A 24,770-nucleotide genomic window follows, 5' to 3' on the forward strand; every position below is an offset into this window, starting at 1 on the left:
GGTCAGTTAGAAAGCATGCGGTCGACCCAGCCGAGGAAACCGCCTTCGGCCTTGACCGCCTCGAGCCTCGGCGCCGCCACAGAAGCCGCACGCTCGGTGTGGGCACGCGGCGGCAGGTACTTGTTGGTCGGCTTGTAGCCCATCTCTGGCATCAGGTCGACGCCGCCACGCTCCGCCACCAGTTGCGACACCGCCGATAGGGGATCGCCGAGATCGCCGAAATGCCGGGCGCTGGTCGGGCAGGCGGCCACGCAGGCCGGCACGCGGTCCTCCTCGGCCAGATTGTCATTGTAGATGCGGTCGACGCAGAGCGTGCATTTCTTCATCACGCCGACATCGGTGTCGAATTCGCGCGCGCCATAGGGACAGGCCCAGCTGCACAGTTTGCAGCCGATGCATTTGCTTTCGTCGATCAGCACGATGCCGTCCGATGCCCGCTTGTAGGAGGCGCCGGTCGGGCAGACGGTGACGCAGGCCGGCGTCTCGCAATGCAGGCAGGAGCGTGGGAAATTGACGGTGCGCCCGCCCGCCTCCGTCGTCTGCTCGTAGCTGTGCACGCGGTTGAACCAGACGCCGTCGACATCGCCGCCATAGGGGTCGATGTCGGTCAGCGGCGCCATGTGGCCGCCGGTGTTCCACTCCTTGCAGGCGGTGACGCAGGCCTGGCAGCCGACGCAGGTGTCGAGGTCGATGACCAGGCCGAGCTTCTTGTCGGTATGGGTGGGAAGGCAGGTCATTCCACGGCTTCCCTGTTGACGCGGAATTCGGCGCCGTAGCGAAGGATGTCGGGCGATGGCGCGACATTTGGCGGTTGGCTGAAACGCTCGAATTGCGGCTCGGTGAAGCCGGCTTCCTCGGCCGCGCATTTGACGATGCGCACCCGCAAATCGAACCACGCCGCCTGTCCGGTCACCGGATCGGAATTCGAATAGCGCTTGCCGTTGGCATCGACCGAGGTCTGGTCGCCGATAATGTGGTTGAGCAGGAAGCCGCGATTGCTTTCGGCGGCATCGTCCTTCAGCCCCCAGCTGCCGCGCCGTTTGCCGATGGCGTTCCAGGTCCACACCGTATCTGGATTGACGCCGTCGACCAGCTTGATCTGCCCCTTCACCCGGCCATTGATGCTTTCGATCCACACCCAGTCGTCGTCGACAAGGCCGAGAATTGCTGCGGTCTTGTGATGCACGAACAGCCGGTTCTGGCTGGTGATTTGCCGCAGCCACGCATTCTGCGAACCCCAGGAATGATACATGTGCATCGGCCGCTGCGTCAGCGCGTGCAGCGGATATTTTTCGAGATCGACGGCGGCCTCTTCGAACGGCGTAAACCAGAACGGCAGCGGGTCCATGTAGGTCTCGATACGGCCGCGCTCGGCTTCCGGCGGCTGCACGCGGCCATGGCCGCGCGCGGCGAGGCGAAAGCGCTGCATCGGCTCGGAATAGAGCTGGAACACGATGGGCTCGGCCTTGGGAATGAACCCCAACTGCTCCGCCAAGTCCAGATAGGAGCGGTTGGCCATCTTGTAATAGCGCTGGTCGGCGGCAAAGTCCTGGTGCCAGAAGCCGCCATTGTCGATGTAGCGCTGCAGCTGGTCCGGATTGACTTCGCCCTTGCCGACAGACGTGCCGTCCTTGCCGCGCCAGCCGGCGAGTGGGCCGATTCCCGGCGTGCGCTCGTGATTGACGATGTAGTCGGCATAGTCGCTGTATTTCGCGGACCCATCGTCGTTGACGAAGCAGGGCAGGCCGAGGCGCGCGCCGAGTTCGATCAGCACCGACTGGAACGGCCTGACATCGCGGTCGGGCTCGACCACGGGATGGCGGATGGCGTCGCCCGGTCCATCGGCATGGCTTATCGGCCGGTCGAGCAGGCTGATGCAATCGTGCCGTTCGAGATAGGTGGTGTCGGGCAGCACCAGGTCGGCGAACGGCACCGTCTCCGAATAATAGGCGTCGGAATAGATGATGAAGGGGATCTTGTAGTTGCCCGCCTCGTCATGGTCGGTCAGCATGGCAATGGTCTCGACGGTGTTCATCGAGGAATTCCACGCCATGTTCGACATGTACATCATCAGCGTGTCGATCGGGTAAGGGTCGCCGGCCCAGGCATTGCGGATGACCGTATGCATCAGCCCGTGCGCGGCCAGCGGCGCGTCCCAGGAATAGGCCTTATCGATGCGAAGCGGCGTGCCGGCCTCATCGACCAGCAGGTCATCCGGCCCACAGACGAAGCCGAGCGGAATGCCGTCGAGCGGCGTCATCGGCTTTACGCTTTTGCCGGCCGGCTTCGGTCCTGGCGGCGCCGAGCGCGGGTAGGGCGGCTTGAAACGAAAGCCGCCGGGCACGTCGATCGTGCCCAGCAGCACCTGCAGCAGGTGGATGGCGCGGCAAGAGTGAAAACCGTTCGAATGGGCCGATATGCCCCGCATGGCATGCATCGACACCGGCCGTCCCTTAATCGTCTCGTGCCGACGCCCGGCCCAGTCGGTCCACGCCACCGGCAGTTCTACCGTCTGTTCGAAGGCGACATGCGCAAGTTCGGCCGCGATCCGGCGGATCGTATCAGCCGGAATCCCGCACTGCGCCGCGACTGCGTCAGGCGCGTAGCTGTCGTCCATGTAGCGATCGGCGATGAGGTGGAACACCGGCACACAGCGGCGGCCGGCGACGATGTGGCTGCCGGTCAGCGCCGGCTTTGCATCTGGGTCGGCGGCGTTGATGGAGGCCTTCGCCACCCGGTCCCAGGCGACGGGATTGTTGTCGCTGTCGCGCAGGAAAAGCCCGTCATCGGCCGCGCCCGGCTCCTGGATGACCAGAACATGAGCGTTGGTGTAGCGCAGCAGATAATCGAGATCGACGCGACCCGCTTTGAGCAGTTCATGGATGAGGGCGAAGACGAAGAGGCCGTCCGTGCCGGGCCTGATGCCGATCCAGTCGTCGGCGATCGCATTGTAGCCGGTGCGGCAAGGGTTGATCGACACCACCTTGGCACCGCGCGCCTTGAGCTTGCCGAGCCCGATCTTGATCGGGTTGGAATCATGGTCCTCGGCGACGCCGAACAGCATGAAGTATTTGGTGTTGTCCCAGTCCGGCTCACCGAACTCCCAGAACGAACCGCCGATCGTGTAGAGCCCGCCGGCCGCCATATTGACCGAGCAGAAGCCGCCATGGGCAGCGAAGTTCGGCGTGCCGAACTGGCTCGCCCACCAGCCGGTCAGCGACTGCGACTGGTCACGCCCGGTGAAGAAGGCAAGCTTTTTGGGATCGATCCGACGGATATTCGACAGACGTTCCGTCGCGATCGAAAAGGCTTCTTCCCACTCGATCTCGCGGAATTCGCCCGAGCCGCGCGGACCGCTGCGCAACAGCGGCTTCTTCAGCCGCGCCGGGCTGTAGTGCTGCATGATGCCGGAGCTGCCCTTGCCGCAGATCACGCCGCGATTGACCGGATGGTCCTTGTTGCCGTTGATGTAGCGAACCTTGCCGTCCTTGATGTGGACGTCGATGCCGCAGCGGCAGGCGCACATATAGCAGGTGGTCTTGGCGATGCTGTCGGAAACATCGGGCGAGGTGTCGACGCCGTCGCCTTCGTCCGGCGCGCGCGTATCGGCAAGCGGCCGTTGCGACGGTGCGGAATTCGCCCCGCGCGGCGCCCCGTGGTTCATAGGCCAGGCGTGCTTTTGCTGCCTGAGAATTTGGCCCGCGTCTTCGGTCCGGGGCCACGCATATAGTGCTCTTCAGGGTGATAGCGGTCGCCGGCCAGCCGCCGCCTGAGGCCACGGGTCCAATGCGCAAGCAGAGATCTGAACCGCCCGATCATTTTGTTGGCTGCGATCTGTTAGCGAATTTCTTCTAACTTCGGCTGAAAAAGTAGAATAAAGCTATCGATCTGTCTAATCAGTTGTTCTTGTAAATTCGATCGAAATTGGTTCTTAATGCGCGCATGACCCTGGATCAGTTGCGCATTTTCGTCGCCGTCGCCGAACGCGGCCACATGACCAAGGCGGCAGAGCTTTTGGGCATCTCCCAGTCGGCTGCGTCGGCGGCCATCCGTGCGCTCGAGGAGCAGCACGGCGTTCATCTGTTCAACCGGGTCGGCCGCAACATCGAGCTGGCGCAAACCGGTCACCGCTTCCTGCCTGAGGCCAAGGCGGTGCTGGAGCGCGCGGCCGCCGCCCGCAACGTGCTGGAACATGTCTCGCAGACCGTCGCCGGCAGCCTGTCGATCGCCGCCAGCCTGACCATCGCCAGCTACTGGCTGCCGCGCCGGCTGGCGTCCTTCCATGAGGCCTACCCGGCGGTGCGGCTCAGCGTGACCATTGGCAACACCAGGCAGGTGGAGGCCAATGTGCTGGACGGCACTGCCGATCTCGGCCTGGTCGAGGGGCGCACCGAGTCCGATATCCTGCGCCGCACCAAGGTTGACGTCGACAGACTGATGCTGGTCGTCGCCGCCTCGCATCCCGAGATCGTCGAAATCGCGCCGGGCCGCCCCGACATCAGGGGGCTGCGCTGGATAATTCGCGAGGGCGGTTCGGGCACGCGCGAGGTGCTGGAGGATCTGGCCCGCCGCGAAGGGATTTCGCTCGCCGATCTGCAGATATTTTTGGTGCTGCCAAGCAACGAGGCGGTTCGCCAGGCGGTCGAGGCCGGCGCCGGCGCCACCATCATTTCCGATCTCGTCGTCGGGCGCGCCGTGGCCGAGGGCAGCCTCCGGTCGGTGCCGCTCGAACTGCCGAAGCGCGACTTCGCCATGATCACCCATCGCGATCGCCAGGCGAGCCTGGCGCAGATGGCGCTCAAAGCGCATCTGACGGGCAAGGCGGATGCATCGCCGACGGGCTAGAGCATTCCAGGAAAACCGCTGCGCGCCATTCTGATTTTCCTGGCATCGCGGCATTTGCTGCGCGCGGCAGTGGATCCTTCTAAGAGTTATTCCTAGCCAAACGCTTCCTGGCAAGGTCTGCTACGGCTTGGATCACATGTTCGCAATCTTGCTGCGGAAAACTCTTCGATAGAACAGAAGTGAGGATGACACCCATCAAGATTATGATGTCCGCAGTGCCGCCTCCAGCATCCCTAACGCGCTCAACGACCTTCGTCGAAAATGGTTCGCATTCGGTCTCCAAAAATTGTCGCATCATGGTGTAGATGACGCGTTTGCGGAGCAATTTATCGAGGCGAGGCACACCCCCTTTGACGACAGAGAAATTACGCGCATCGGCGAGTTCTTCGATGGGAATGGGTGGATCCTCTTTCAACAATCCGAGCTTTGCAAGCTCACTCCAGAATGCGTGATTGCGACTACCGGCCCATGTTGACATTGAAGCGCGGTGCGCCACCGCGCCAACAAGAACAGAGAAGTCTCCATCGCTCAACTGCATCATCATATCGATCAAACTATCGGGCGGCCATTGCTCATCCTGCATTCGAAAGGTTCCATCGGTTACTGTGCCGGGCTAGTGTTATCTTACTGCGCTGGAAAAGACATTCTACAACATCGCTGAATTGTGAGCAGAATAATATAAGACTTAATTGCGGGATTGGGCCTAATTTGTGCGAGATCTGCGGTTTGCGTTTTGGACAAGTCCGCTACGGCCTCATCGCGATATCAACGGTCTGACGTAGCCATGCCGGGAAGGGGCTTGGCGCTGATATCCTTTCAGCACCCTGCGCCGCATCGCCGCCGCCTCGCAAGCATCAGCACTGCGGCGGTTCTCGTCCATGCCAAGGGCGGGCGGTCAAGTGATTCTACTTGGCCAGCACGGAATTCATTGGTATCCGGCCGATCGCCGAACCCTGCTTCTTCCAATCGAACCGTGGGCGCGGTCTTCAGCTAGCGGATCAGCGATTCTGTGAAAAGCTGAACCGCTCTTGGAAGGCTTCAGCCGAACTTTCTTTGAGCGTCCAGCGCCAGGCCAAGCCCGACCGAGCCGAACATGTCGCCTTCGATGACCGACGCTTGCGGCACCAGCGCCAGGATCTGCTGCCTGGCCAGCGGGATCGCAGTCGAACCGCCGGTCAGGAACACCGCGGTGATGTCGGATGGTTTCACCTGCGCATCTTGAATGGTCTGCGCCACCGTGGCGGTCACCCGCTCGATGTCGCGGTCAATCGTTGATTCCAGCCCCGCGCGCGTAATTTCGGCGGCGAACTTTACCCCCGACAGCGCGACCGCCACATCGGCGGACAACCGGTTGGTCAGCTCGATCTTGGCCCGCTCGACCAGCGCCGCCAGCGCATGTCCGTAGCGATGCTCGACAATGTGGATGAAGCGCTCGACCAGGTCGGCACGCTTGGCCTCGAAGCGGATCTGCCTGAGGTCCGTCATCGCCTTGGCGGTGTAGACAAGGTTGATGCGCTGCCACGTCGCCAGGTCGATGAAGTAGCTCGCCGGCAGGTTGCGCTTGCCGTCTTTCGTCGGCGAGAGATAGCCGAGCTTGGGCATGACATGGGCGATGCTGAGCAGCCGGTCGAAGTCGGTGCCGCCGATGTGGATGCCGCGATTGGCCAAAATATCGTCCTTGCGATCGCTTGAGCGGGCGCGCTGCGGCGAAACCCGCACGATCGAGAAGTCGGACGTGCCGCCACCCATGTCGACGATCAGCGCCAGCTCCTCACGTGCCACACCCTGTTCGTAATCGAGTGCAGCGGCGATCGGTTCGAACTGGAAGGCGATGTGCTTGAAGCCTTGCGCGCGCGTTGCCTTTTCAAGCTCGCCCTGCGCCTTGGCATCGGCTTCCGCATCATCGTCGACGAACTGCACGGGCCGGCCGAGTACGACGCTCTCCACGGGAGCGCCGGCATCTTCCTCGAGCCGCGTCTTGAGATGGCCGACGAACATGCCGACAATGTCGATGAAGCCGATCTGGCGCGCCTTGATGCGCGTCTTCTCATGCGCCAGCGAACTGCCGAGCACGCTCTTCAGCGACCGCATCAGCCGCCCTTCAATGGCGTCGGTGTAGTCGGCGATGGCGCGGCGGCCGAAATAGGTGTGGCCGTCCTCGAAGTTGAAGAACACCGCACTTGGCAATGTCGGCTGTTCCCCTTCCAGCGCCACCAGTCGTGCCTGGCCGTTCCGGATTACGCCCACCGTAGAATTGGACGTGCCGAAATCGATGCCGCCAAATGCCTGATGCATTGCAGCCTCCTGTCATTGGGTCGCGGTGGCCGGCGCTGAAAAGCACTGTCATCCGGATGTCCGGACCGCTTGCCGAATTGATTGTGCGTAATTGCCCGAGGGTTGGGAGGCGGCGATCTATCGCATAAACGCGGAAAGGGGAACCCTGTTTTTCCGGTAAAATGAGCTTCTAGACGTCAATCCTTGCGGAAGATCAACCTGCCCAGCCAGCCGGTGATCATGGCTAGCGACACGGCGAAGACGCCGTAGAGAAAGGAATAATCGTGCGCGACGCGGAAGATCGACTGTTCGAAACCCGACTTGCGGATTTCGAGCTGGGCCGAGCTTTCCTTGAGGAACAGGCCGCTCTTGAACAGGAACGCGCGGGCTTTATGCGTTCCAACCGGTACGTTCGGCGCCAGCCGCACCGTGGCGCGGAACAGGTTCTGCGACAGGAATTGCACGCCGCCGACATTCTCGCTGTAGAGGCCGGTCGCCGCCTTGCGCTCGCGCAGCGCCATGGTGAATTCCTCGATCGTCGCCGGACTGTCGGTGGCGTCGGCCGGCTTCATGTAAAGGTTGGAGGCGCCAAGTGATAGCTGCCTGTAGCTGTTGGGTTCGGTGATGTCCTGCAGCGGCCGCGTCGTGGCGACGGAATAGGACACCGGCACGTTTTCGAAAGTTTCGGATTCCAGATTGACCCAGACGCCGAGCACCCGGTCCTTGCGGCGCACAACCACAGGGCGCGGCGGCCCTTCGAGCACGACGATGACGTCATAGCGCCCCTGCCGCGCGACCAGCGGATCGGGGTTTTCCAGCGAACCGAAAATGGTCAGGTCGGCGCCGGAAAAACCGGCGGTGATCGACACGGCGTCGGTGGAGAGACCGATCTGGATGCCTTCCGGCAGCGGGTTCGGCGCCTGTGCTGTCGCCGGCAGGGCGAGGGCGAAAAGCAAAGCGACGGCCGAAAAAATCCTCCATCCCCGCATCAGTTCAGGCCTGCCGCGGTCAGCGAATAGAGGTTTGGCGGCGTGACGAAGAGATCGATGGCCAGCCGGATCGCGACCGCCAGCACCAGCAGCGCCAGCAGCGCCCTGAGTTGTTCGCCGCGCAGCTTCTGACCGGCCTTGGCGCCATATTGCGCACCGGCGACGCCGCCCGCCATCAGCAGGAAGGCAAGCATGACGTCGACCGTCTGGTTGGTGGTGGCGTGCACCAGCGTGGTGTAGGCCGAGGTGAAGATGATCTGGAACAGCGAAGTGCCGATAACGACGTTGGTCGGCACTTTCAGCAGGTAGATCAGCGCCGGCACCATGATGAAGCCGCCGCCGACACCCATGATCGACGACAGGAAGCCGATACCCGCGCCGAGCCCCAGCACCGGAATGACACTGACGAACAGTTTCGAGGCCCTGAAGCGCATCTTCAGCGGCAGCCGGTGGATCCAGTTGTGCTGGCCGGACTTCTTCAACACCGGCGCAGCGCCGCTGCGCGTGGCGCGCAGCGCATTTACGCTTTCGACCAGCATCAGCCCGCCGACCGTGCCGAGCAGCACGACGTAGAGCAGCGAAATGAACAAATCGAGCTGGCCGAGCCGGCGCAGGAAGGCAAAGACGAAGATACCGCCGGTCGAGCCGACAATGCCGCCGGCCAGCAGCACCCCGCCGAGCTTGAAGTCGAGCGTGCCGCGCTTCATGTGCGACAGCGCGCCGGAGAAGGAGGAGGCGATGACCTGGTTGGCGCCGGTGGCGACCGCGATCGCCGGCGGGATGTTGTAGAAGATCAGGAGCGGCGTGATCAGAAAACCGCCGCCGACCCCGAACATGCCCGACAGGAAACCCACCGCCGCGCCCATCGCCAGCAGGACGAAGACGTTGACGGAAATTTCCGCGATCGGGAGATAGATGCCCACCCGTCAGTCTCGATCAGTTTGCCTGTCGGCGATTGCAGCCATTCGCGGGCATTGTCGCACCGAAAAGCCAATTTTTCCTTGCGCCGACGGGGCAGTCGGGTCAAACCCCGCCGCCCTGCCGAAACAAAAAACATCTCAATCAGTTAACAGGCAAATGTGTGGCAAGGGCGTCGCGTTAGCGACGCATCTGCCGTTATTTGTGCGCCAGCAGCGCCTTCACCAGCTTTTCGTCGATTTCGCCGGTCGCCTGCATCTTGTTGTCCGTCTGGAAAGCCATGATCGCGGTCTTGGTCTTGCCGCCCATCACGCCATCGGCGCCGCCGGCATCGTAGCCGTTTTTGTTGAGGATGAGCTGGATGTTCTTGACCGCTTTCTTCATGTCGACGCTGGCGGTCGTCTGCGGCGTGCCTTCCTGCCAGGATTCAGGGATGTCGGCCGAGTTGGACGCCGGGTCGAGCGGCTTCGGCTTCCACAGTTCGGTGGCGGCGCGCGCCCGCTCGAGCTGCTCGGGCCGCAGCGCACTGGCGACCTCGTCGCGCTTGGCCTCCGCATCCTTGTCGCCGGTCTTGGCGACCAGTGCGAACCATTTGTAGGATTCCTCCAGGCTCTGCTTCATGCCGACGCCCTTGGCCGCCAGGATGCCGAGATTGAACTGGCTGTCCTTGACACCGACATCAGCCGCCGCCTGGAACCAGTGCGCGGCAGATTCATTGTCGGTCACGCCGTCCGCGGCCATGGCAAAGAGCACGGCGAGGTTGTGCATGGCGCTGGCGTTACCCTGCGCGGCGGCGAGCTGGTAGAAGGTCTTTGCCTTCTTGATGTCGCGCGTGACGCCGATGCCCTTTTCGTAGAAATTGCCGATGCGGTACTCGGCCGGCGCGAAGCCGAGTTCGGCCGACTTTTCGTACCATTTGGCGGCTGCCGCCATGTCTTCTTTAACGCCGCGCGATTCGGCATAGCGCGAACCGAGCTCGAACAGCGCCTTGGCATCGCCGCCGGAGGCCGCGTCGCGCAAGGCTTGCGGGCCGGCATCGGCCGGAACGTCGATCTTGGCGACGACAGGCGTTGCCGCGGTGTCAGCGAGCGGAACGGCGCCGGTCGTATCCGATGCCGATGGCGCCACGACAGCGGCCGCAGGTTGCGCGTCAGCCGCCGGTTCCGCAGTGGCGGTCGTCGGCAATGTTGCGTCTGGCGCCGGGGCCGGATCGGCCAAAGCCATTGGTGCTGGCGTGGATTCGTCTGCCGGCACGTCAGGGCCAACAGAACTTGTCGAAGCAGCCTCGATCGGCGCGTCATCCTTGGCGGGCGGCTGCGATGGCTCCGCCTGCCTGACCATCCGGGCCGGTGCATCCTGCACGGTTGCCTGCGTGTCTGCCTTGGGTTGGCTGGGAGCGTTGACCGAGGCGGTCTCGACCGGCTGCGATGCGACAATCGGCGCGGTATCGTTGCTGGCGACCTCGACCGGGTCGGCGAAGAAGGCCTTGCCCAGTTGCAGGCCGGCAAGCGCCAGCATGATCGCGATCGCTCCCATCAGGATCGGCTTGCGCCGCGCCTTGAGCAGGTCGCCGATCCGCAGCGCTTTCACCGGACCCTTCATGGTGGACTGGCGTTTCAGGGCGTCGGCCTCGGCGGCAGCGGCCTGCGCCGCGCGCCGGGCCGCGGCGATGAAGTCGGATTTCGACGCATCGCCGGTGCTTTGGCGCGCCGGCGGGCCGCGCTCATCGCGCACCCGCTTCATGATGGCGTTGAGGTCGGGCGCGCCGGAGCCTGGCTCCAGCGGCCGGTTGGCGAACTTGGGGTCGAGCGGTTCATCGAGATCGACGCTCGGCATGTCGGCATTGGGCGCCGAACCGGCAAGCGGAGGCATGTCAGCCTGCTTCTTGCCCCTGAAGGCGCGCGCCAAGCCGCCGAACAGCGATTTCTTGGCCGTGCCTTCGCCTTTCTCGGCAATCGCATCGGAACCGAGCGCCGCCTGCGCGGCGGCCGCGGCAGCCTCGGCCGGCGAGCGCCGCACCGGCTCGCTGCGCATGTCAGGTTCGGCGCGCATATCGGGTTCGTTGCGCATGATCGCGGCGGCGCGGCCGTCGAGGTCGGCCATGTCTGCGGTCAGGGGCAGCGGCTGGTCGATATCCATCGACGGCGCGTCCTGCACTGCGATCTTGGAGGCACGGGCAGCGCGGGCCCGCCGCGCCGGCTCGGCCGGCGTATCCAGAAGTTCGCTCACCGCCTCGACCGGTTCGCTGGTTTCCAGCGAGCCCAGGCGATCCACGATCTTGAGCAGCGTGTCGTGAATGGCCTCGAATGTCCGCGAATTGCGCTCGTCCGAGCGGCGCGTCAGCGCTTCCAGCGTCTTCAGATCCTGGGCGAGGCCGGTGACGGCCGCGGTGTTGGCATTGGAATCGGCCAGCGAGCGCACCGCGCTCTCGGCCGCCTCGCGTGCCGCGCCCATGATGGACTCGCGGGTTCCGGCCAGCGACTTCTCGATCTCGTTGAGGCGCGGGCTGATGTCCTCGAATTCCGGCAGAGGCGTGCCCGGCTTCGACAGATGTGCCGACAGGCCGGAGACCTGCGCCTCGAGGCTGCGGATCAGCGCCGGATCGATGCCGGCGACCTGCGCGGCCGACAATTCCAGCCGGCTAGAAATGTCTTCGAGCCGGCTTTCCAGGCCGCGGATCGCCGCTTCGTTGGCAGGATCGGGAACACGCGTCTCCATGCGCCTGGCAAGCGCGGTGAAGCGTGCGTCGATGGCGTCCATGATCTCGGCGCTGTCGGCTTGCGGCTGGCGCTGGTCCAGGCGGTCGGCAACCTCGTCCAGCCGCCGCTCGAGGTCGCGAAACAGCATGTTGCCCTGTTCGATGGCATCACCTTGCCGGCGTTCCATCATGCCCGACAGCACGTCGAAGCGCTGTTCCAGGCCTTGGAAAATATAGTCGACGTCCGGCATTGCCGGGGCGCGGTCGATCTTGTCGGCAATCATTGCGATCTGGTTGCCGAGGCGCTCCATCGCCTGTTCCGGCAGATTGGCGCGGCCGGCGAGGTCGTCGACCCGGTTCGACAGCATGCTGAGACGGTCAAGAACCTCCCCGCTCGGACGGACCTGCACCACTTCCTCGATCTGCTGCGCCAGCGAGGCGATCCGCTTCTCGATGCGCTCGAAGGGCTCGGGGTCGAAGGAATTGGCCTGGGCGGCGACGGTCGAGGCGACGATGGCGCGCGTAATCTCGTCAAGCCGTTCGTCGATCAGGCCGAGCGTGTCGCCGCCGCGGTTGTTCTGCTGGCTGACGAAGTGGTCGACGGCGCCGGCAAGCGTGCGGACCTTTTCCTCCATCGAGCGCAGCGACAGCAATTCCGGCAGATTGTTGACGGCATTGCTGATCTGCTCGAGCCGATCGGTCAGGGCCGAAAATCCGGGGCCGTCCGCGCGGTTGCGCTGGTCGGCGTCCACGCGGTCCTCGAATGCGCTCCAGCGGCGGTCGAAATCGTCCCAGCGGCGGTCGACCTTCAGCACGCTCTCTTCTCGCGCCAGCGTGTCGAGCGCGGTCTTTACCTGCTCGAGTTCGAGCCGCAGCATGTTGACGCTTCTGTCGTCGCTCTTTTCGGCCAGCGTCTGGATGGCGCCGGACAGCCGCTCGAACTCGAGGCCGAGTTCGGCGCTGCCCTTGCCGGGCAAGCCGCCTGATTGGCCTCCCGATTGGCTGCTCGCCTGGAACGCCCGTTCGATGTCCTTGCGCAGCGCGGCGAATTCGCGCTGCAGGCCGGCAGTCATCTGATGGCGCAATTCCTCGCGCAGGCCGCGCAATTCGCCGGCGATCTTGCCGACCACGGCGACGCTGTCTTCCTGGCCGCGCACGCGGTCGATGTCGCGCGCAAGCCCCTGATAATTCTGGTCGAAGCCGGGCGTCACAGGGCTTTTCGGCCGCGGCGCGGGCTGCGGGTCCTCATACCAGCGCGGCGGGGCGTAGGGCTGGGCGCTGGCGTAGCGCGGCTCGACCGGTGGCCGGCGCGGATCGAAGCGCTCTCCCACGTCTTCGCGCTTGCGCTCCAGCCGCTGCTCCAGCGTTTCCAGCGAGCGGTTCAATTCATCAAGCGTGGTGTTCGGCCTGCGTGGCCTGCCGACGTTGAGTGTATCGAGATAGGACCGCTTGCTGTTCATCGATGCGTCCGTTTTTCAGAATGGCCGGCTTGCTGCCAGTTTTCCCCAAAGTCCCTGTCGGGAACGAAGGCGGCCGCGCGGCTATGCTGCGGCGGAAGAACGAGCTTCCCGGGCCAGGCCCGCTCTCCGAAAAACCGTGAAAAATTCGCTACAGGATAAACACGGGTGACCGACATGCGCACATTTCACCCATCGTGGTAAACAAGGCGTTAACCAAGCTTAAGAAGTTACGGCATTGCTGAAATACAGGCGGCGCCCTTTCGGACCCGGCACCAGGGGTGCGGCATAAGGTTTCGCAATCCCAGAACGCCCTTGCGTCATGAGGCGGCTATCGATATAGAATTGACGTAAACGTAAGAGGGGCGCTGTTCGTGCCTTTTGCGATGAATTAGTTGAAACCCACGACTGGAAGCATGCCCCCGCTTCCACTCAGGCGCTGCACGGTCCGAGACCGCGACGCCACTACAGGGGAAAGCCAGTGACCATGAAACTTGTTTCGCCCGGCGAAGCCGCGGCCAACACCAACAATATGTCTGTCGAAGCCGGCGAGGAACTTGTGCGCATCGGCGAGATGGCCAAGAAGTACGGCGTGACCCTGCGCACGCTGCGTTTCTATGAAGACAAGGGCCTGCTCAATCCGAAGCGCGACGGGGCAACGCGCCTCTACACGCGTCGCGACAAGGCGCGGTTGAAGCTGATCCTGCTCGGCCGCAAGGTCGGGTTCTCGCTGCGCGACGTCAAGCAGATGATGGATCTCTACGATCCCACGGGATCCAACACCAAGCAGCTGCGGCTGGCTCTCGACAAGTCGGAGAAGCAGCTTGCCCGCCTGCAGAAGCAGCGCGCGCTGATCGACGACGCGATCAACGAGCTGAGCGGCTCGATGTCGGCCGTGCGCCAGATGCTGTCCGAGCGTTCAGCCCCGGCCAGCGCCGCCAGCTGATCTCGTTCCGCCGAGAAATTTGACGAGAGCCGCGCGGGTTGCCCGCGCGGCTCTTTTCGTTTGCCATCTTCGTCTGGTCAACCCAAGCACCGTGCTGGTGTCCGCTGAGCCGTGCCGATAGGCTGGCACAAGGAAATTTTGTCGTGGCAATAAAATTGACGTTTACGCAAACGTCAATTTTTGCTATTCCCGCTTTCAACATTGGTCCGCATGCTGCCCCGACCTCGTGTTTCGGGGGCCTGATCTCGCGGCCAAAGACCCGCATGGTGGAGGAAACACATGCCGATCTACAGGGCTCCGGTCCAGGACACGCTGTTCGTGCTCAATGAGGTGCTGGGCTACCAGCGCTATTCTAACCTTCCCGGATTTGCCGACGCGACGCCCGATGTGGTCGAGGCGATCCTCGCCGAGGGCGCCAAGCTCGCCGAAAACGTCATGCATCCCTTGAACCGCGTCGGCGACATGGAAGGCTGCGTACGCCATGACGACGGCTCGGTGACGACGCCGAAGGGCTTCAAGGAGGCCTACGACCAGTATCGCGAAGGCGGCTGGATGGGGCTGGCGGCACCGGTCGAGTTCGGCGGCCAGGGCCTGCCCTATGCCGTGCACACCGCGGTCGCCGAATACATGGTCTCGGCCAACATGGCGCTGATGATGTACCCCGGCCTGACGCAAGGCGCGATCGCCGCGATCATCACCCACGGCACCGACGAGCAGAAGGCGACCTGGCTGCCGAAGCTGGTCGAGGGGGCCTGGACCGGCACCATGAACCTGACCGAGCCGCATTGCGGGACCGATCTTGGCCTGCTGCGCACCAAGGCGGTGCCGAACGGCAACGGCACCTACAAGATTTCCGGGCAGAAGATCTTCATCTCGGCCGGCGAACACGACATGGCGGACAACATCGTCCATCTGGTGCTGGCCCGCATCGAAGGTGCGCCGGCAGGCGTGAAGGGCATCTCGCTGTTCATCGTGCCGAAGCTCAAGCTCGATGCCTCGGGCAATCCGGGCGAGAAGAACACGCTCTCCTGCGGTTCGATCGAGGAGAAGATGGGCATCCACGGCAATTCGACCTGCGTCATGAACTATGACGAGGCCGAGGGCACGTTGCTCGGCGAGGAGAATGGCGGCCTGAAGGCGATGTTCACGATGATGAACGAAGCCCGCCTCGGCGTCGGCCTGCAAGGGCTGTCGCTGTCGGAAATCGCCTACCAGAACGCGGTCTCCTACGCCAAGGACCGGCTGCAGGGCCGTTCACTCTCAGGCGCCAAGGCGCCGGATAGGAAGGCCGATCCGATCATCGTCCATCCCGACATCCGCCGCTCGCTGATGACCATGAAGGCCTTCAACGAGGCCGGCCGCGCGCTGGCGCTGTGGACGGCGATCAAGTCCGACATTGCCCACCGCTCCGCCGATGACAAGGACCGCCAGGCCGCCGACGACTACACCGGCCTGCTGACGCCGGTGATCAAGGGCGTGCTGACCGACAAGGGTTTCGATCACGCCGTCATGGCGCAGCAGGTGTTCGGCGGCCACGGCTATATCGAAGAGCATGGGATGAGCCAGTTCGTGCGCGATGCCCGCATCGCCATGATCTATGAAGGCGCCAACGGCATCCAGGCGCTCGACCTCGTCGGCCGCAAGCTCGGTCTGAATGGCGGCCGCGCCATCCAGGCCTTCTTCAAGGACGTCGGCGAGTTCTGCGAGGAGAACCGTTCCGACGAAAAGCTGGCGCCGTTCACCAAGGCGTTGAAGAAGGGCCTCAACGATCTGCAGGCGGCAACCATGTGGCTGCTGCAGAACGGCATGGCCAAGCCCGACAATGCCGGTGCCGCCTCGACCGACTACATGCATCTCTTCGGCCTGGTGGCGCTGGGCTACATGTGGGCGCAGATGGCCAAGGCGGCTCAAGCCAAGACCGGTGCCAACGGCTCGCAGTCTTTCTACGACAACAAGGTGGTGACGGCGCGCTTCTTCATGGAGCGGATCATGCCGGAGACGTCGGCACATCTCGCCCGCATTTCCAGTGGTGCGGACACGCTAATGGCGCTGCCTGCGGAAGCGTTCTAGGTTTGTCGGGCCGGCGCTGCCGGCCCACATTGTCGGAACGCGGAGGAAATCGTGGCGACAAATCCAGCCGAAGTGCTCTCTTTGCCGAAGCCCGCCTGGGCGGCGGACGAGGTCGGCATGCTTTACGACATGGCGCATCGCTTCATGTCGGAAGAGATCGCGCCGCGCTACGACGAGTTCGAGAAGAATGAAATGGTCGACCGTGAGAGCTGGCGCAAGGCGGGTGCGGCCGGCTTGCTCTGCGCCTCCATGCCGGAGGAGTATGGCGGCTCTGGCGGCACCTTCGCGCATGAGAGCGCCATCATCGAGGCGATTGGCCATGTCGGCGTCGACGGCTTCGGCATCGGCCTGCACAATGCGATCGTCGCCCCGTACATCCTGCATTACGGCTCGGAAGAGCAGAAGAAGAAATGGCTGCCGAAGCTGGCGACCGGCGAACTGATCGGCGCCATCGCCATGACCGAACCGGGCGCCGGCTCCGACCTGCAAGGTGTCAAGACGCGAGCCGAGAAGGACGGCAACCAGTACAAGATCAACGGCTCCAAGACCTTCATCACCAACGGCCAGCTCGCCAATTTCATCATCGTCGTCACCAAGACCGATCCGGCCAAGGGCGCCAAGGGCACCTCGCTGATCGTCGTCGAGACCGACGAGGTCGACGGTTTTCAGCGCGGCCGCAACCTCGACAAGATCGGCTTGAAGGCCAACGACACGTCGGAATTGTTCTTCAACGATATGCGCGTGCCGACCTCCAACCTGCTCGGTCATGAAGAGGGACAAGGCTTCATCCAGCTGATGCAGCAATTGCCGCAGGAACGCCTGCAGATCGGCACCGGCGCCATCGCCATGATCGAGCGCGCGCTGGCGCTGACCATCGACTACGTCAAGGATCGCAAGGCCTTCGGCAAGGCGATCATCGAGTTCCAGAACACCCAGTTCAAGCTGGCCGAACTGAAGACCGAGGCCACCATCGGCCGCGTCTTCTACAATGATTGCGTCAGCCGCCATATCAATGGCGGCCTCGACCCGGTGACGGCATCGATGGCCAAATACTGGCTCTCGGACCTGCAGGGAAAAGTCGTCGACGAATGCCTTCAATTGCATGGCGGCTATGGCTACATGAATGAATATCCGATCGCCCGCATGTTCCGCGACGCCCGCGTCCAGCGCATCTACGGCGGCACCAACGAGATCATGAAATTGCTGATTGGCCGCTCTCTCTGAGAGCCACGACCGGCAAACCCAAGGAGCAAGAAAATGGCCGAAGCTTATGTCTATGACGCCGTGCGCACGCCGCGCGGCAAGGGCAAGAAGGATGGCTCGCTGCACGAAGTGCCGGCGGTGCGGCTTGCTGCCAGGACGCTTGAAGCGCTGCGCGACCGCAACGGGCTCGACACCGGCACTGTCGACGACATCATCTTCGGCTGCGTCGATCCGGTCGGCGAGGCCGGCTCGGTCATTCCGCGCGCCGCCGCCTTCGAGGCAGGCTACGACAACAAGGCGCCGGGCATGCAGATTTCGCGCTTCTGCGCTTCGGGCCTCGACGCCATCAATTTCGGCGCCGCCAAGATCGCGCAGGGCGCCGACGAGATCGTCATTGCCGGCGGTGTCGAATCGATGTCGCGCGTCGGCATGGGCGCCTCAGGCGGCGCCTGGTTCATGGATCCGTCCGTCGGCCTGCCCGGCTGGTTCGTGCCGCAAGGCATCTCGGCCGACCTGATCGCCACCAAATACGGCTTTTCGCGCGACGACGTCGACGCCTATGCGGTCGAGAGCCAGAAGCGCGCCGGCAAGGCCTGGGCCGATGGCCGCTTCAAGAATTCCGTCATCCCGATCAAGGACCAGAATGGGCTGACCATCCTCGACCATGACGAGCATATGCGGCCGTCGACCGACATGCAGTCGCTGGCCTCGCTCAATCCGTCCTTCGTCATGCCTGGCGAAATGGGCGGCTTCGACGCGGTTGCCGTGCAGAAGCATCCGGAAGTCGAGGAAGTGAACCACGTCCACCATGCCGGCAATTCGTCCGGCATCGTCGATGGCGCGGCCGCCGTGCTGCTCGGCTCGAAGAAGGCCGGCAAGACGATGGGGCTGAAGCCGCGCGCGCGCATCCGCGCCTTCGCCAATATCGGCTCCGAGCCGGTGCTGATGCTGACCGGCCCGGTCGACGTCACCGAGAAGCTTCTGAAGCGCGCCAAGATGAAGCTGTCGGATATCGACCTGTTCGAGCTCAACGAAGCCTTCGCCTCGGTCGTATTGCGCTACATGCAGGCCTTCGACATTCCGCACGACAAGATCAACGTCAATGGTGGCGCCATTGCCATGGGCCATCCGCTCGGCGCCACCGGCGCGATGATCCTGGGCACGGTGCTCGACGAGCTGGAACGTCGCGACCTCAACACCGCTTTGGTGACGCTCTGCATCGGCGCTGGCATGGGCACCGCAACGATCATCGAACGCGTCTGATTTTCGGCCGGAAGGAGAGAGACATGACCTACACAAACTTCACGGTCGACACCGACGCAGACGGCATTGCGCTGGTCACCTGGAACATGCCGGACCGCTCGATGAACGTCTTCACCGAAGAGGTGATGAACGAGCTCGACAAGATCATCGACCAGGTGGTGGCCGACGCTGGCATCAAGGGTGCGGTGATCACCTCGGGCAAGGACAGCTTCTCCGGCGGCGCTGATCTCACCATGCTGCAGAAGATGCTGACGGTTTTTGCCAAGGAGAAAGACAAGGATCCGGAGAAGGCCGCGAAGCTTCTGTTCGACAATGCCGGCCGTATGGGCGCGCTTTGGCGCAAGCTCGAAACCTCGGGCAAGCCCTGGGTTTCGGCCATCAACGGCACCTGCATGGGCGGCGCCTTCGAACTGTCGCTTGCCTGCCATGGCCGCGTTGCAGCCGATAGCGACAAGGTCAAGATGGCCTTGCCGGAAGTCAAGGTCGGCATCTTCCCCGGCGCCGGCGGCACCCAGCGCGTGCCGCGGCTGACCGACCAGCAGCAGGCGCTGCAGATGCTGACCACGGGCCAGAGCCTGTCGCCGCAGAAGGCCAAGGCCATGGGCCTGATCCACGAGGTCGCCGAGCCGAGCAAGCTGATCGACACCGCCAAGGCGATGATCAAGAACGGCTTGAAAGCCGTCCAACCTTGGGACGAGAAGGGCTTCAAGCTGCCGGGCGGCCAGATCTATTCGCCCGCCGGCTTCAATCTGTGGCCGCCGGCCATCGCCATCCTGCGCCGCGAAACCTATGGCAATTATCCGGCCGCCGCGGCCATCCTGAAATGCGTCTATGAGGGCCTGCTGGTGCCGTTCGACACCGGTCTGCGGATCGAACAGCGCTATTTCACCGAAATCATGCAGTCGAAGGAAGCGGCAGCGATGATCCGCTCGCTGTTCGTCTCGCTGCAGGAGCTCAACAAGGGCGCCCGCCGCCCGGCCGGCGTGCCGGAAACCAGGTTCAAGAAGATCGGCATTCTCGGCGCCGGCTTCATGGGCGCAGGCATCGCCTTCGTCACCGCCAAGGCCGGCATCCCGGTCGTGCTGCTCGACCGCGACATGGCGTCGGCCGAAAAGGGCAAGGCGCATTCCGACAGCCTGATCTCGGATCAGGTCAAGAAGGGCCGCGCCAAGCCCGAGGAGAAGGACAAGCTGCTGTCGCTGATCACGCCGACGGCCGACTATGCCGATCTCGCCGGCTGCGATCTGGTGGTCGAGGCCGTGTTCGAGGATTCGGCCGTCAAGAAGGCTGCGACCGAACAGGCCGAAGCGGTGCTGAAATCGCCGGCGATCTTTGCCTCCAACACCTCGACCATCCCGATCACCGCGCTGGCCAAGAATTCGGCGCGGCCGAAGAATTTCGTCGGCATCCACTTCTTCTCGCCGGTCGACAAGATGATGCTGGTCGAGATCATTCTGGGCAAGAAGACCGGCGACAAGGCGCTCGCCACCGCGATCGACTTCGTGCGCGCCATCAAGAAGACGCCGATCGTCGTCAACGACACGCGCGGCTTCTACGTCAACCGCTGCGTGCTGCGCTACATGTCGGAAGCCTACAAGATGCTGATCGAGGGCGTTCCGGCGCCGATGATCGAGAATGCCGCCAAGGCCGCCGGCATGCCGGTCGGCCCGCTGGCGCTGACCGACGAGACGGCGATCGACCTTGCTCAGAAGATCATGAAGCAGACCATCAGGGACCTCGGCGACAAGGCCGTCGACCCCAAGCAGATGGCGCTGATCAGCACGCTGGTCGACACCCATGGCCGCTTCGGCCGCAAGAACGGCAAGGGTTTTTACGACTATCCCGCAAAGCCCGCCAAGAAGAAGCTGTGGCCGGGGCTGAAGGACCTCTATCCGCAGCTGAAGCCGGAGAAGGTCGACTATGAGGAGCTGCAGCAGCGCCTGCTGGTCACCATCGCGTTGGAAGCGGCGAGGGTGATGGAAGAGGGCATCGTCACCGACCCGCGCGAGGCCGATGTAGGCTCGATCCTCGCCTTTGGCTTTGCGCCGTTCACTGGCGGCGCGCTGTCCTATATCGACGGCATCGGCGCCAAGGAGTTCGTCAGAATAGCCAAGGGCCTGCAGAAGAAATACGGCGCCGAGTTCAAGGCGCCAAAGCTGCTGCTCAACCTGGCCGAAAAGGGCGAGACCTTCTACCAGCGCTTCGACCCCTATGCGAAGGGCGAAGTGAAGAAGGCCGCTTGATCTAGCGCCCCATGTATGTCTGGGGGCGCCTGGCGCGCATGATGGCCACGGCATCACGCCGTGGCCCCTATATGATCGGCAGCGAAAGCCGCCTGGCTTTCCGCTGCCTGCCGACCGACATCGACTTCAACAGCCATCTCAACAACGCCCGCTACATGATGCTGGCCGATCTCGGCCGCATCGACATCTTCCTGCGCGTCGGCCTGATCGCGCTGGCGCGCAAGAAAGGCTGGGCGCCGATGATCGGAGGTCTGGAGTCGGTCTATGTGCGCGAGATCAGGCTGTGGCGTCGCTTTGAGGTGATGTCCTCGATCGAGACCTGGGAAGGTACCCAGGTCATCGGCAGGCACCGGTTTGTCCTCGACAATGGCGAGACGGCTGCTCTGATCATGACGACGGGCGGTGTCTACGACCGTCCCGGCCGTCGCTTTGTCGACATCGACGAGGTCGTGGCGGCACTTGGCCGTTCCGCTCAGCCGCGGCCGCCGACAGAGGCCGAGCTGACTTTCATGACCTCCCACCATGGATTGCGCTGCCTGGCCAAGGGGGGCGACTGAACCCTTTTGTGATCGGGACTGCTGGTGGACAAGCGGACGGTCGCGCGCTAGAAGGAAAAGGTATTTTTTCCTGTTTTGAGGAGAGCGAATTGCTCTCGCATGACCGCGTTTGGGCCGCCATCGACGCTCTCGCCGAGCGTTATTCGCTGTCGGCTTCGGGCCTGGCCCGGCGTGCCGGCCTTGATTCGACCGCGTTCAACAAGTCGAAGCGGCTATCCTCGGATGGACGGCCGCGCTGGCCCTCGACCGAATCGCTAGCCAAGATCATCGAGGCGACGGGTGCCTCACTCGACGAATTCACCGGGTTGGTCGAAGGCCGCGCCAGAGACGCTTCAGGCGCCACGACAGCGCAGCGCTCAGCGGTGCCGCTGCTTGGCTTTGCCCAGGCCGGCGCCGGCGGCTTCTTCGACGATGCCGGCTATCCCTCCGGCCAGGGCTGGGATTTGGTCGAGCTTCCGGCGCGCGCGACGGAAACCTCCTATGCGCTGAAGGTGCAGGGCGATTCCATGCTGCCGCTCTACCGCAATGGCGATGTGCTGATCGTCGAGCCGGGCGCCGCCACCCGCAAGGGCGACCGCGTCGTCGTCAAGACCAATGCCGGCGAGGTCATGGCCAAGGTGCTCGACCGTCAGACGACGAAATCGATCGTACTGATCTCGCTCAATCCCGACCACCCGGACCGTGATATCGCGATGCGCGATGTCGAATGGGTGGCGCGGATCGTCTGGGCAAGCCAGTAGTGCGGCTGCTGCAACTGGCCCTGGCGGTGCTGGCGGTCCCGGCAATGGTGGCCCTGGTTGTCGCCGGCGGCCGCGTCCTGCAGCCCGAGCAGAGCAGCGTCGTCATCGACCAGATCGACCCGGCCGCTGACATCGTGCCCGAAGAGCCGGCGACGTCGGCGATCCCCGAGATCCAGCCCCCCAGTCCTCCGGTGCATTCGCCTCCGCTGCATTCGAGAGCGATCGATCCAGAGGCCATCGCACCGCCGCCGCTGCCGTCAGAGGAGCTCGAACGGGTCGAACCGCGCGCACCGCTGAGCGATCTGGCGCTGGCCGGACCGCCCAAGCCGCGTCGGCCGAAAGCAGTCGACGACTGGGGCGGGACAAAACTGTTCCAGCCGGTTGCATCCGCCGCCGGCCTGATCGAAGCCAATGGTTATTCCGTGGCGGTTTCCGGCATCCACATCGTCAAGGAGGACGAGACCTGCACCGATGACGGCAAGTCCTGGGCTTGCGGCGTTCGCGCGCGCACCGCGTTCCGGTCTCTCCTGCGCGGCCGGGCCGTGGCGTGCAAGGTGCCGCCGGAGGCCGACCGCAACCTGATCGTCGCCGAGTGCCGCATCGGCAAGCAGGATGTCGGCCAGTGGCTGGTCGAAAACGGCTGGGCGCGCGCGGTCGCCGGCGGCCCCTATGTCGAAGCGGGCGACAAGGCGCGCACCGCCAAAAAGGGCATCTTCGGCGCCGCGCCCGATCTCGGCGGCCTGCCACCGGCGCCAACGCCGGTTGCCGCACCAACGGCCTCGCAGCCGATCCTCGAGGCCCCGGCGACAGATGTCGCGCCGGCCGGGACGGACGTTACGCCGCCAACTGACCAGCCAGCGCCCGCTCAATGAGCGCGCGCGTCTCGGCAATGCCGTAAAGCGCCGCGAACGAGCCGAAGCGCGGGCCGCGTTCCTGGCCGATCAGCACCTGGTAGATCATCTGGAAGAATGCGCCGGAAACGCCGGGACCGCCGTCCGGGCTCTGTTTGGAATGGTCCTGGTAGCGCTCGATCTTGCGCGCGACGTTGAGCGAAGCGTTCTGGATAGCCTCGCCGTCGGCACCTGCCGGCAGACCAGCAAGTGCCTCCGACAGCTTCGTCAGTGCCTCGCGCTCGACCGCGTCGGCGGCACGATAGACCTTGGCCGGCTTCACGAAATCGTCGAAATAGCGGATGGCGAAGCCGACCAGCTGGTCGAGCTCGGGATGCGTTGCCGGCGTCACGCCGGACGTATGGCGCGAGATGAAGCCCCACAGCACATCCTTGTTCTGCGCATTGGAGGCGCTGACCAGGTTGAGCAGCAGAGAGAACGGCACCGGCAGGTCGATCGCCGGCGGCTTGCCGTCATGCATATGCCAGACCGGATTGCCCAGCCGCTCCTTCCAGTCCTGGCGCGGATAGGCGCCGAGGAAGGTGTAGTACTCGTCCACGGCCCGCGGGATGACGTCGAAATAGAGTTTTTTCGCCTGCCTGGGCCGCTGGTACATGTACAGGCCGAGGCTTTCGGTCGGCGCATAGCGCAGCCATTCGTCGATGGTCAGCCCGTTGCCCTTCGACTTCGAAATCTTCTGGCCGTTCTCGTCGAGGAACAGCTCGTAGACGAAATGCTCCGGCGCGCGTCCGCCGAGAATGTTGCAGATGCGGTCGTAGACCACCGCATTGGTCTGGTGGTCCTTGCCGAACATTTCGAAATCAACGCCAAGTGCTGCCCAGCGCATGCCGAAATCCGGCTTCCACTGCAGCTTGACCTTGCCGCCGGTCACCGAAAGCGTGGTCTCGGTGCCTTCGTCGTCGAAGGTGATGGTGCCGGCCTTGACGTCGACATGCTTCATCGGCACGTACAGCACGCGTCCGCTCTTCGGCGAGATCGGCAGGAACGGGCTGTAGGTCGCCTGGCGCTCCGGCCCGAGCGTCGGTAGCATCACCGCCATGATCTGGTCATAGCGCTCGGCAGCGCGCAGCAGCATCGCATCGAAGCGGCCGGCCTTGTAGTACTGCGTCGCGCTGGCGAACTCGTAGTCGAAGCCGAACGTGTCAAGGAACCGGCACAGCATCGCATTGTTGTGGTCGGCAAAGCTCGCATAGTCGCCGCCGAACGGGTTGGGCACCGATGACAGCGGCATGTGCAGGTACGGCTCGAGCGCGGCGCGATCCGGCACATTGTCCGGGATCTTGCGCATACCATCCATGTCGTCGGAGAAGCACAGGAGCTTGGTCTTGACCTTGTTTCCGGTCAGCACGTGGAAGGCGTGGCGCACCATCGAGGTGCGGGCGACCTCGCCGAACGTGCCAATATGCGGCAGGCCCGACGGCCCGTAGCCGGTCTCGAACAGGACGGTCTCGGGGAAATCGGCGCCCTTGTAGCGCTCGATGATCTTTTTAGCTTCCTCGAACGGCCAGGCCTTGCTTTCGGCTGCTGCCGCAAGCATTTCGGGGTTGAGATCGGCGATGTTTGATCCCGTCATGTCGCTATCTTCCAAATCATGCACCGGCATCGCCGGATCGGAGTTTTTCAACCGGTCTCTAGGCGTGCACGCCTTGGGCGTCA

Annotated in this window: 17 protein-coding genes; 9 read left to right on the top strand and 8 right to left on the bottom strand. The window is 63.8% G+C overall.

Annotation, left to right across the window (positions count from 1 at the left end; all coding sequences use genetic code 11):
• Positions 1 to 2: 2 nt before the first annotated feature.
• Both ACYHH6_RS08460 and ACYHH6_RS08465 read right to left on the bottom strand, forming a co-directional pair.
• The gene (locus ACYHH6_RS08460) at positions 3 to 737 is read right to left on the bottom strand and encodes a 4Fe-4S dicluster domain-containing protein (RefSeq protein ID WP_352587277.1); all 735 of its coding nucleotides are present in this window, start codon (positions 735 to 737) and stop codon (positions 3 to 5) included.
• Positions 734 to 3,664, bottom strand: a complete 2,931-nt coding sequence (locus ACYHH6_RS08465; protein WP_352587280.1) for a molybdopterin oxidoreductase family protein — start codon at positions 3,662 to 3,664, stop codon at positions 734 to 736. The genes ACYHH6_RS08460 and ACYHH6_RS08465 overlap by 4 nt, the downstream gene beginning before the upstream one ends.
• A gap of 278 nt (positions 3,665 to 3,942) precedes the next feature.
• On the opposite strand from ACYHH6_RS08465, the gene ACYHH6_RS08470 reads away from it, so the two are divergent.
• Positions 3,943 to 4,845, top strand: a complete 903-nt coding sequence (locus tag ACYHH6_RS08470) for a LysR substrate-binding domain-containing protein (protein ID WP_352587283.1) — start codon at positions 3,943 to 3,945, stop codon at positions 4,843 to 4,845.
• A 79-nt stretch (positions 4,846 to 4,924) separates the two neighbouring features.
• Here the strand turns inward: ACYHH6_RS08470 and ACYHH6_RS08475 are convergent, their stop codons facing one another.
• The 5 genes from ACYHH6_RS08475 to ACYHH6_RS08495 form a co-directional block, all read right to left on the bottom strand.
• Positions 4,925 to 5,428, bottom strand: coding sequence for a hypothetical protein (locus ACYHH6_RS08475; protein ID WP_352587286.1), 504 nt, complete (start codon positions 5,426 to 5,428; stop codon positions 4,925 to 4,927).
• A gap of 455 nt (positions 5,429 to 5,883) precedes the next feature.
• On the bottom strand, positions 5,884 to 7,140 hold the full coding sequence (locus tag ACYHH6_RS08480; RefSeq protein WP_352587289.1) for an Hsp70 family protein: 1,257 nt from the start codon (positions 7,138 to 7,140) through the stop codon (positions 5,884 to 5,886).
• Positions 7,141 to 7,316: 176 nt separating this feature from the next.
• Positions 7,317 to 8,108, bottom strand: a complete 792-nt coding sequence (locus ACYHH6_RS08485; RefSeq protein ID WP_352587291.1) for a TIGR02186 family protein — start codon at positions 8,106 to 8,108, stop codon at positions 7,317 to 7,319.
• Positions 8,108 to 9,031, bottom strand: coding sequence for a sulfite exporter TauE/SafE family protein (locus ACYHH6_RS08490; RefSeq protein ID WP_023669608.1), 924 nt, complete (start codon positions 9,029 to 9,031; stop codon positions 8,108 to 8,110). Before ACYHH6_RS08490 ends, ACYHH6_RS08485 begins: the two co-directional genes overlap by 1 nt.
• A gap of 193 nt (positions 9,032 to 9,224) precedes the next feature.
• Positions 9,225 to 13,184 (bottom strand): peptidoglycan-binding protein, encoded by a 3,960-nt coding sequence (locus ACYHH6_RS08495; protein WP_488500421.1) that lies wholly within the window; start codon positions 13,182 to 13,184, stop codon positions 9,225 to 9,227.
• Between the two features lie 484 nt (positions 13,185 to 13,668).
• Here ACYHH6_RS08495 and ACYHH6_RS08500 point away from each other — a divergent pair, with 484 nt between their 5' ends.
• The 8 genes from ACYHH6_RS08500 to ACYHH6_RS08535 all read left to right on the top strand — a co-directional run bounded on the left by ACYHH6_RS08500 (position 13,669) and on the right by ACYHH6_RS08535 (position 23,075).
• Positions 13,669 to 14,127 (top strand): MerR family transcriptional regulator, encoded by a 459-nt coding sequence (locus ACYHH6_RS08500; RefSeq protein WP_142868423.1) that lies wholly within the window; start codon positions 13,669 to 13,671, stop codon positions 14,125 to 14,127.
• Between the two features lie 279 nt (positions 14,128 to 14,406).
• Positions 14,407 to 16,197: an acyl-CoA dehydrogenase gene (locus ACYHH6_RS08505; RefSeq protein WP_352587298.1), complete on the top strand. Its 1,791-nt coding sequence runs from the start codon at positions 14,407 to 14,409 to the stop codon at positions 16,195 to 16,197.
• Between the two features lie 51 nt (positions 16,198 to 16,248).
• On the top strand, positions 16,249 to 17,421 hold the full coding sequence (locus ACYHH6_RS08510; protein ID WP_352587301.1) for an acyl-CoA dehydrogenase family protein: 1,173 nt from the start codon (positions 16,249 to 16,251) through the stop codon (positions 17,419 to 17,421).
• Positions 17,422 to 17,454: 33 nt separating this feature from the next.
• Positions 17,455 to 18,663 carry an acetyl-CoA C-acetyltransferase gene (locus ACYHH6_RS08515; RefSeq protein ID WP_352587304.1) on the top strand — a complete coding sequence of 403 codons (1,209 nt, stop codon included), beginning with the start codon at positions 17,455 to 17,457 and terminating at the stop codon, positions 18,661 to 18,663.
• Between the two features lie 23 nt (positions 18,664 to 18,686).
• Complete coding sequence (locus tag ACYHH6_RS08520) at positions 18,687 to 20,906, top strand: 3-hydroxyacyl-CoA dehydrogenase NAD-binding domain-containing protein (RefSeq protein ID WP_352587307.1); 2,220 nt, start codon at positions 18,687 to 18,689, stop codon at positions 20,904 to 20,906.
• Positions 20,907 to 20,917: 11 nt separating this feature from the next.
• Positions 20,918 to 21,463: a thioesterase family protein gene (locus ACYHH6_RS08525; protein WP_352587311.1), complete on the top strand. Its 546-nt coding sequence runs from the start codon at positions 20,918 to 20,920 to the stop codon at positions 21,461 to 21,463.
• An 89-nt stretch (positions 21,464 to 21,552) separates the two neighbouring features.
• A complete protein-coding gene (locus tag ACYHH6_RS08530; protein WP_352587314.1) occupies positions 21,553 to 22,203 on the top strand; it encodes a S24 family peptidase in 651 nt (216 codons plus the stop codon).
• Complete coding sequence (locus ACYHH6_RS08535) at positions 22,203 to 23,075, top strand: thermonuclease family protein (RefSeq protein ID WP_352587403.1); 873 nt, start codon at positions 22,203 to 22,205, stop codon at positions 23,073 to 23,075. The genes ACYHH6_RS08530 and ACYHH6_RS08535 overlap by 1 nt, the downstream gene beginning before the upstream one ends.
• Here ACYHH6_RS08535 and ACYHH6_RS08540 read toward each other — a convergent pair.
• Positions 23,038 to 24,687: a lysine--tRNA ligase gene (locus ACYHH6_RS08540; RefSeq protein ID WP_352587317.1), complete on the bottom strand. Its 1,650-nt coding sequence runs from the start codon at positions 24,685 to 24,687 to the stop codon at positions 23,038 to 23,040. The two genes, ACYHH6_RS08535 and ACYHH6_RS08540, sit on opposite strands and share 38 nt — an antisense overlap.
• Between the last annotated feature and the right edge of the window lie 83 nt (positions 24,688 to 24,770).

Source organism: Mesorhizobium sp. P171375, from assembly GCF_057786075.1.

Bases quoted from the DNA above. Each gene is read 5' to 3' on its own strand.
- ACYHH6_RS08520 (WP_352587307.1), top strand. From the start codon at position 18,687: ATGACCTACACAAACTTCACGGTCGACACCGACGCAGACGGCATTGCG.
- ACYHH6_RS08515 (WP_352587304.1), top strand. From the start codon at position 17,455: ATGGCCGAAGCTTATGTCTATGACGCCGTGCGCACGCCGCGCGGCAAG.
- ACYHH6_RS08495 (WP_488500421.1), bottom strand. From the start codon at position 13,184: ATGAACAGCAAGCGGTCCTATCTCGATACACTCAACGTCGGCAGGCCA.
- ACYHH6_RS08500 (WP_142868423.1), top strand. From the start codon at position 13,669: ATGAAACTTGTTTCGCCCGGCGAAGCCGCGGCCAACACCAACAATATG.
- ACYHH6_RS08505 (WP_352587298.1), top strand. From the start codon at position 14,407: ATGCCGATCTACAGGGCTCCGGTCCAGGACACGCTGTTCGTGCTCAAT.
- ACYHH6_RS08475 (WP_352587286.1), bottom strand. From the start codon at position 5,428: ATGCAGGATGAGCAATGGCCGCCCGATAGTTTGATCGATATGATGATG.
- ACYHH6_RS08470 (WP_352587283.1), top strand. From the start codon at position 3,943: ATGACCCTGGATCAGTTGCGCATTTTCGTCGCCGTCGCCGAACGCGGC.
- ACYHH6_RS08540 (WP_352587317.1), bottom strand. From the start codon at position 24,687: ATGACGGGATCAAACATCGCCGATCTCAACCCCGAAATGCTTGCGGCA.
- ACYHH6_RS08460 (WP_352587277.1), bottom strand. From the start codon at position 737: ATGACCTGCCTTCCCACCCATACCGACAAGAAGCTCGGCCTGGTCATC.
- ACYHH6_RS08485 (WP_352587291.1), bottom strand. From the start codon at position 8,108: ATGCGGGGATGGAGGATTTTTTCGGCCGTCGCTTTGCTTTTCGCCCTC.
- ACYHH6_RS08465 (WP_352587280.1), bottom strand. From the start codon at position 3,664: ATGAACCACGGGGCGCCGCGCGGGGCGAATTCCGCACCGTCGCAACGG.
- ACYHH6_RS08525 (WP_352587311.1), top strand. From the start codon at position 20,918: ATGTATGTCTGGGGGCGCCTGGCGCGCATGATGGCCACGGCATCACGC.
- ACYHH6_RS08480 (WP_352587289.1), bottom strand. From the start codon at position 7,140: ATGCATCAGGCATTTGGCGGCATCGATTTCGGCACGTCCAATTCTACG.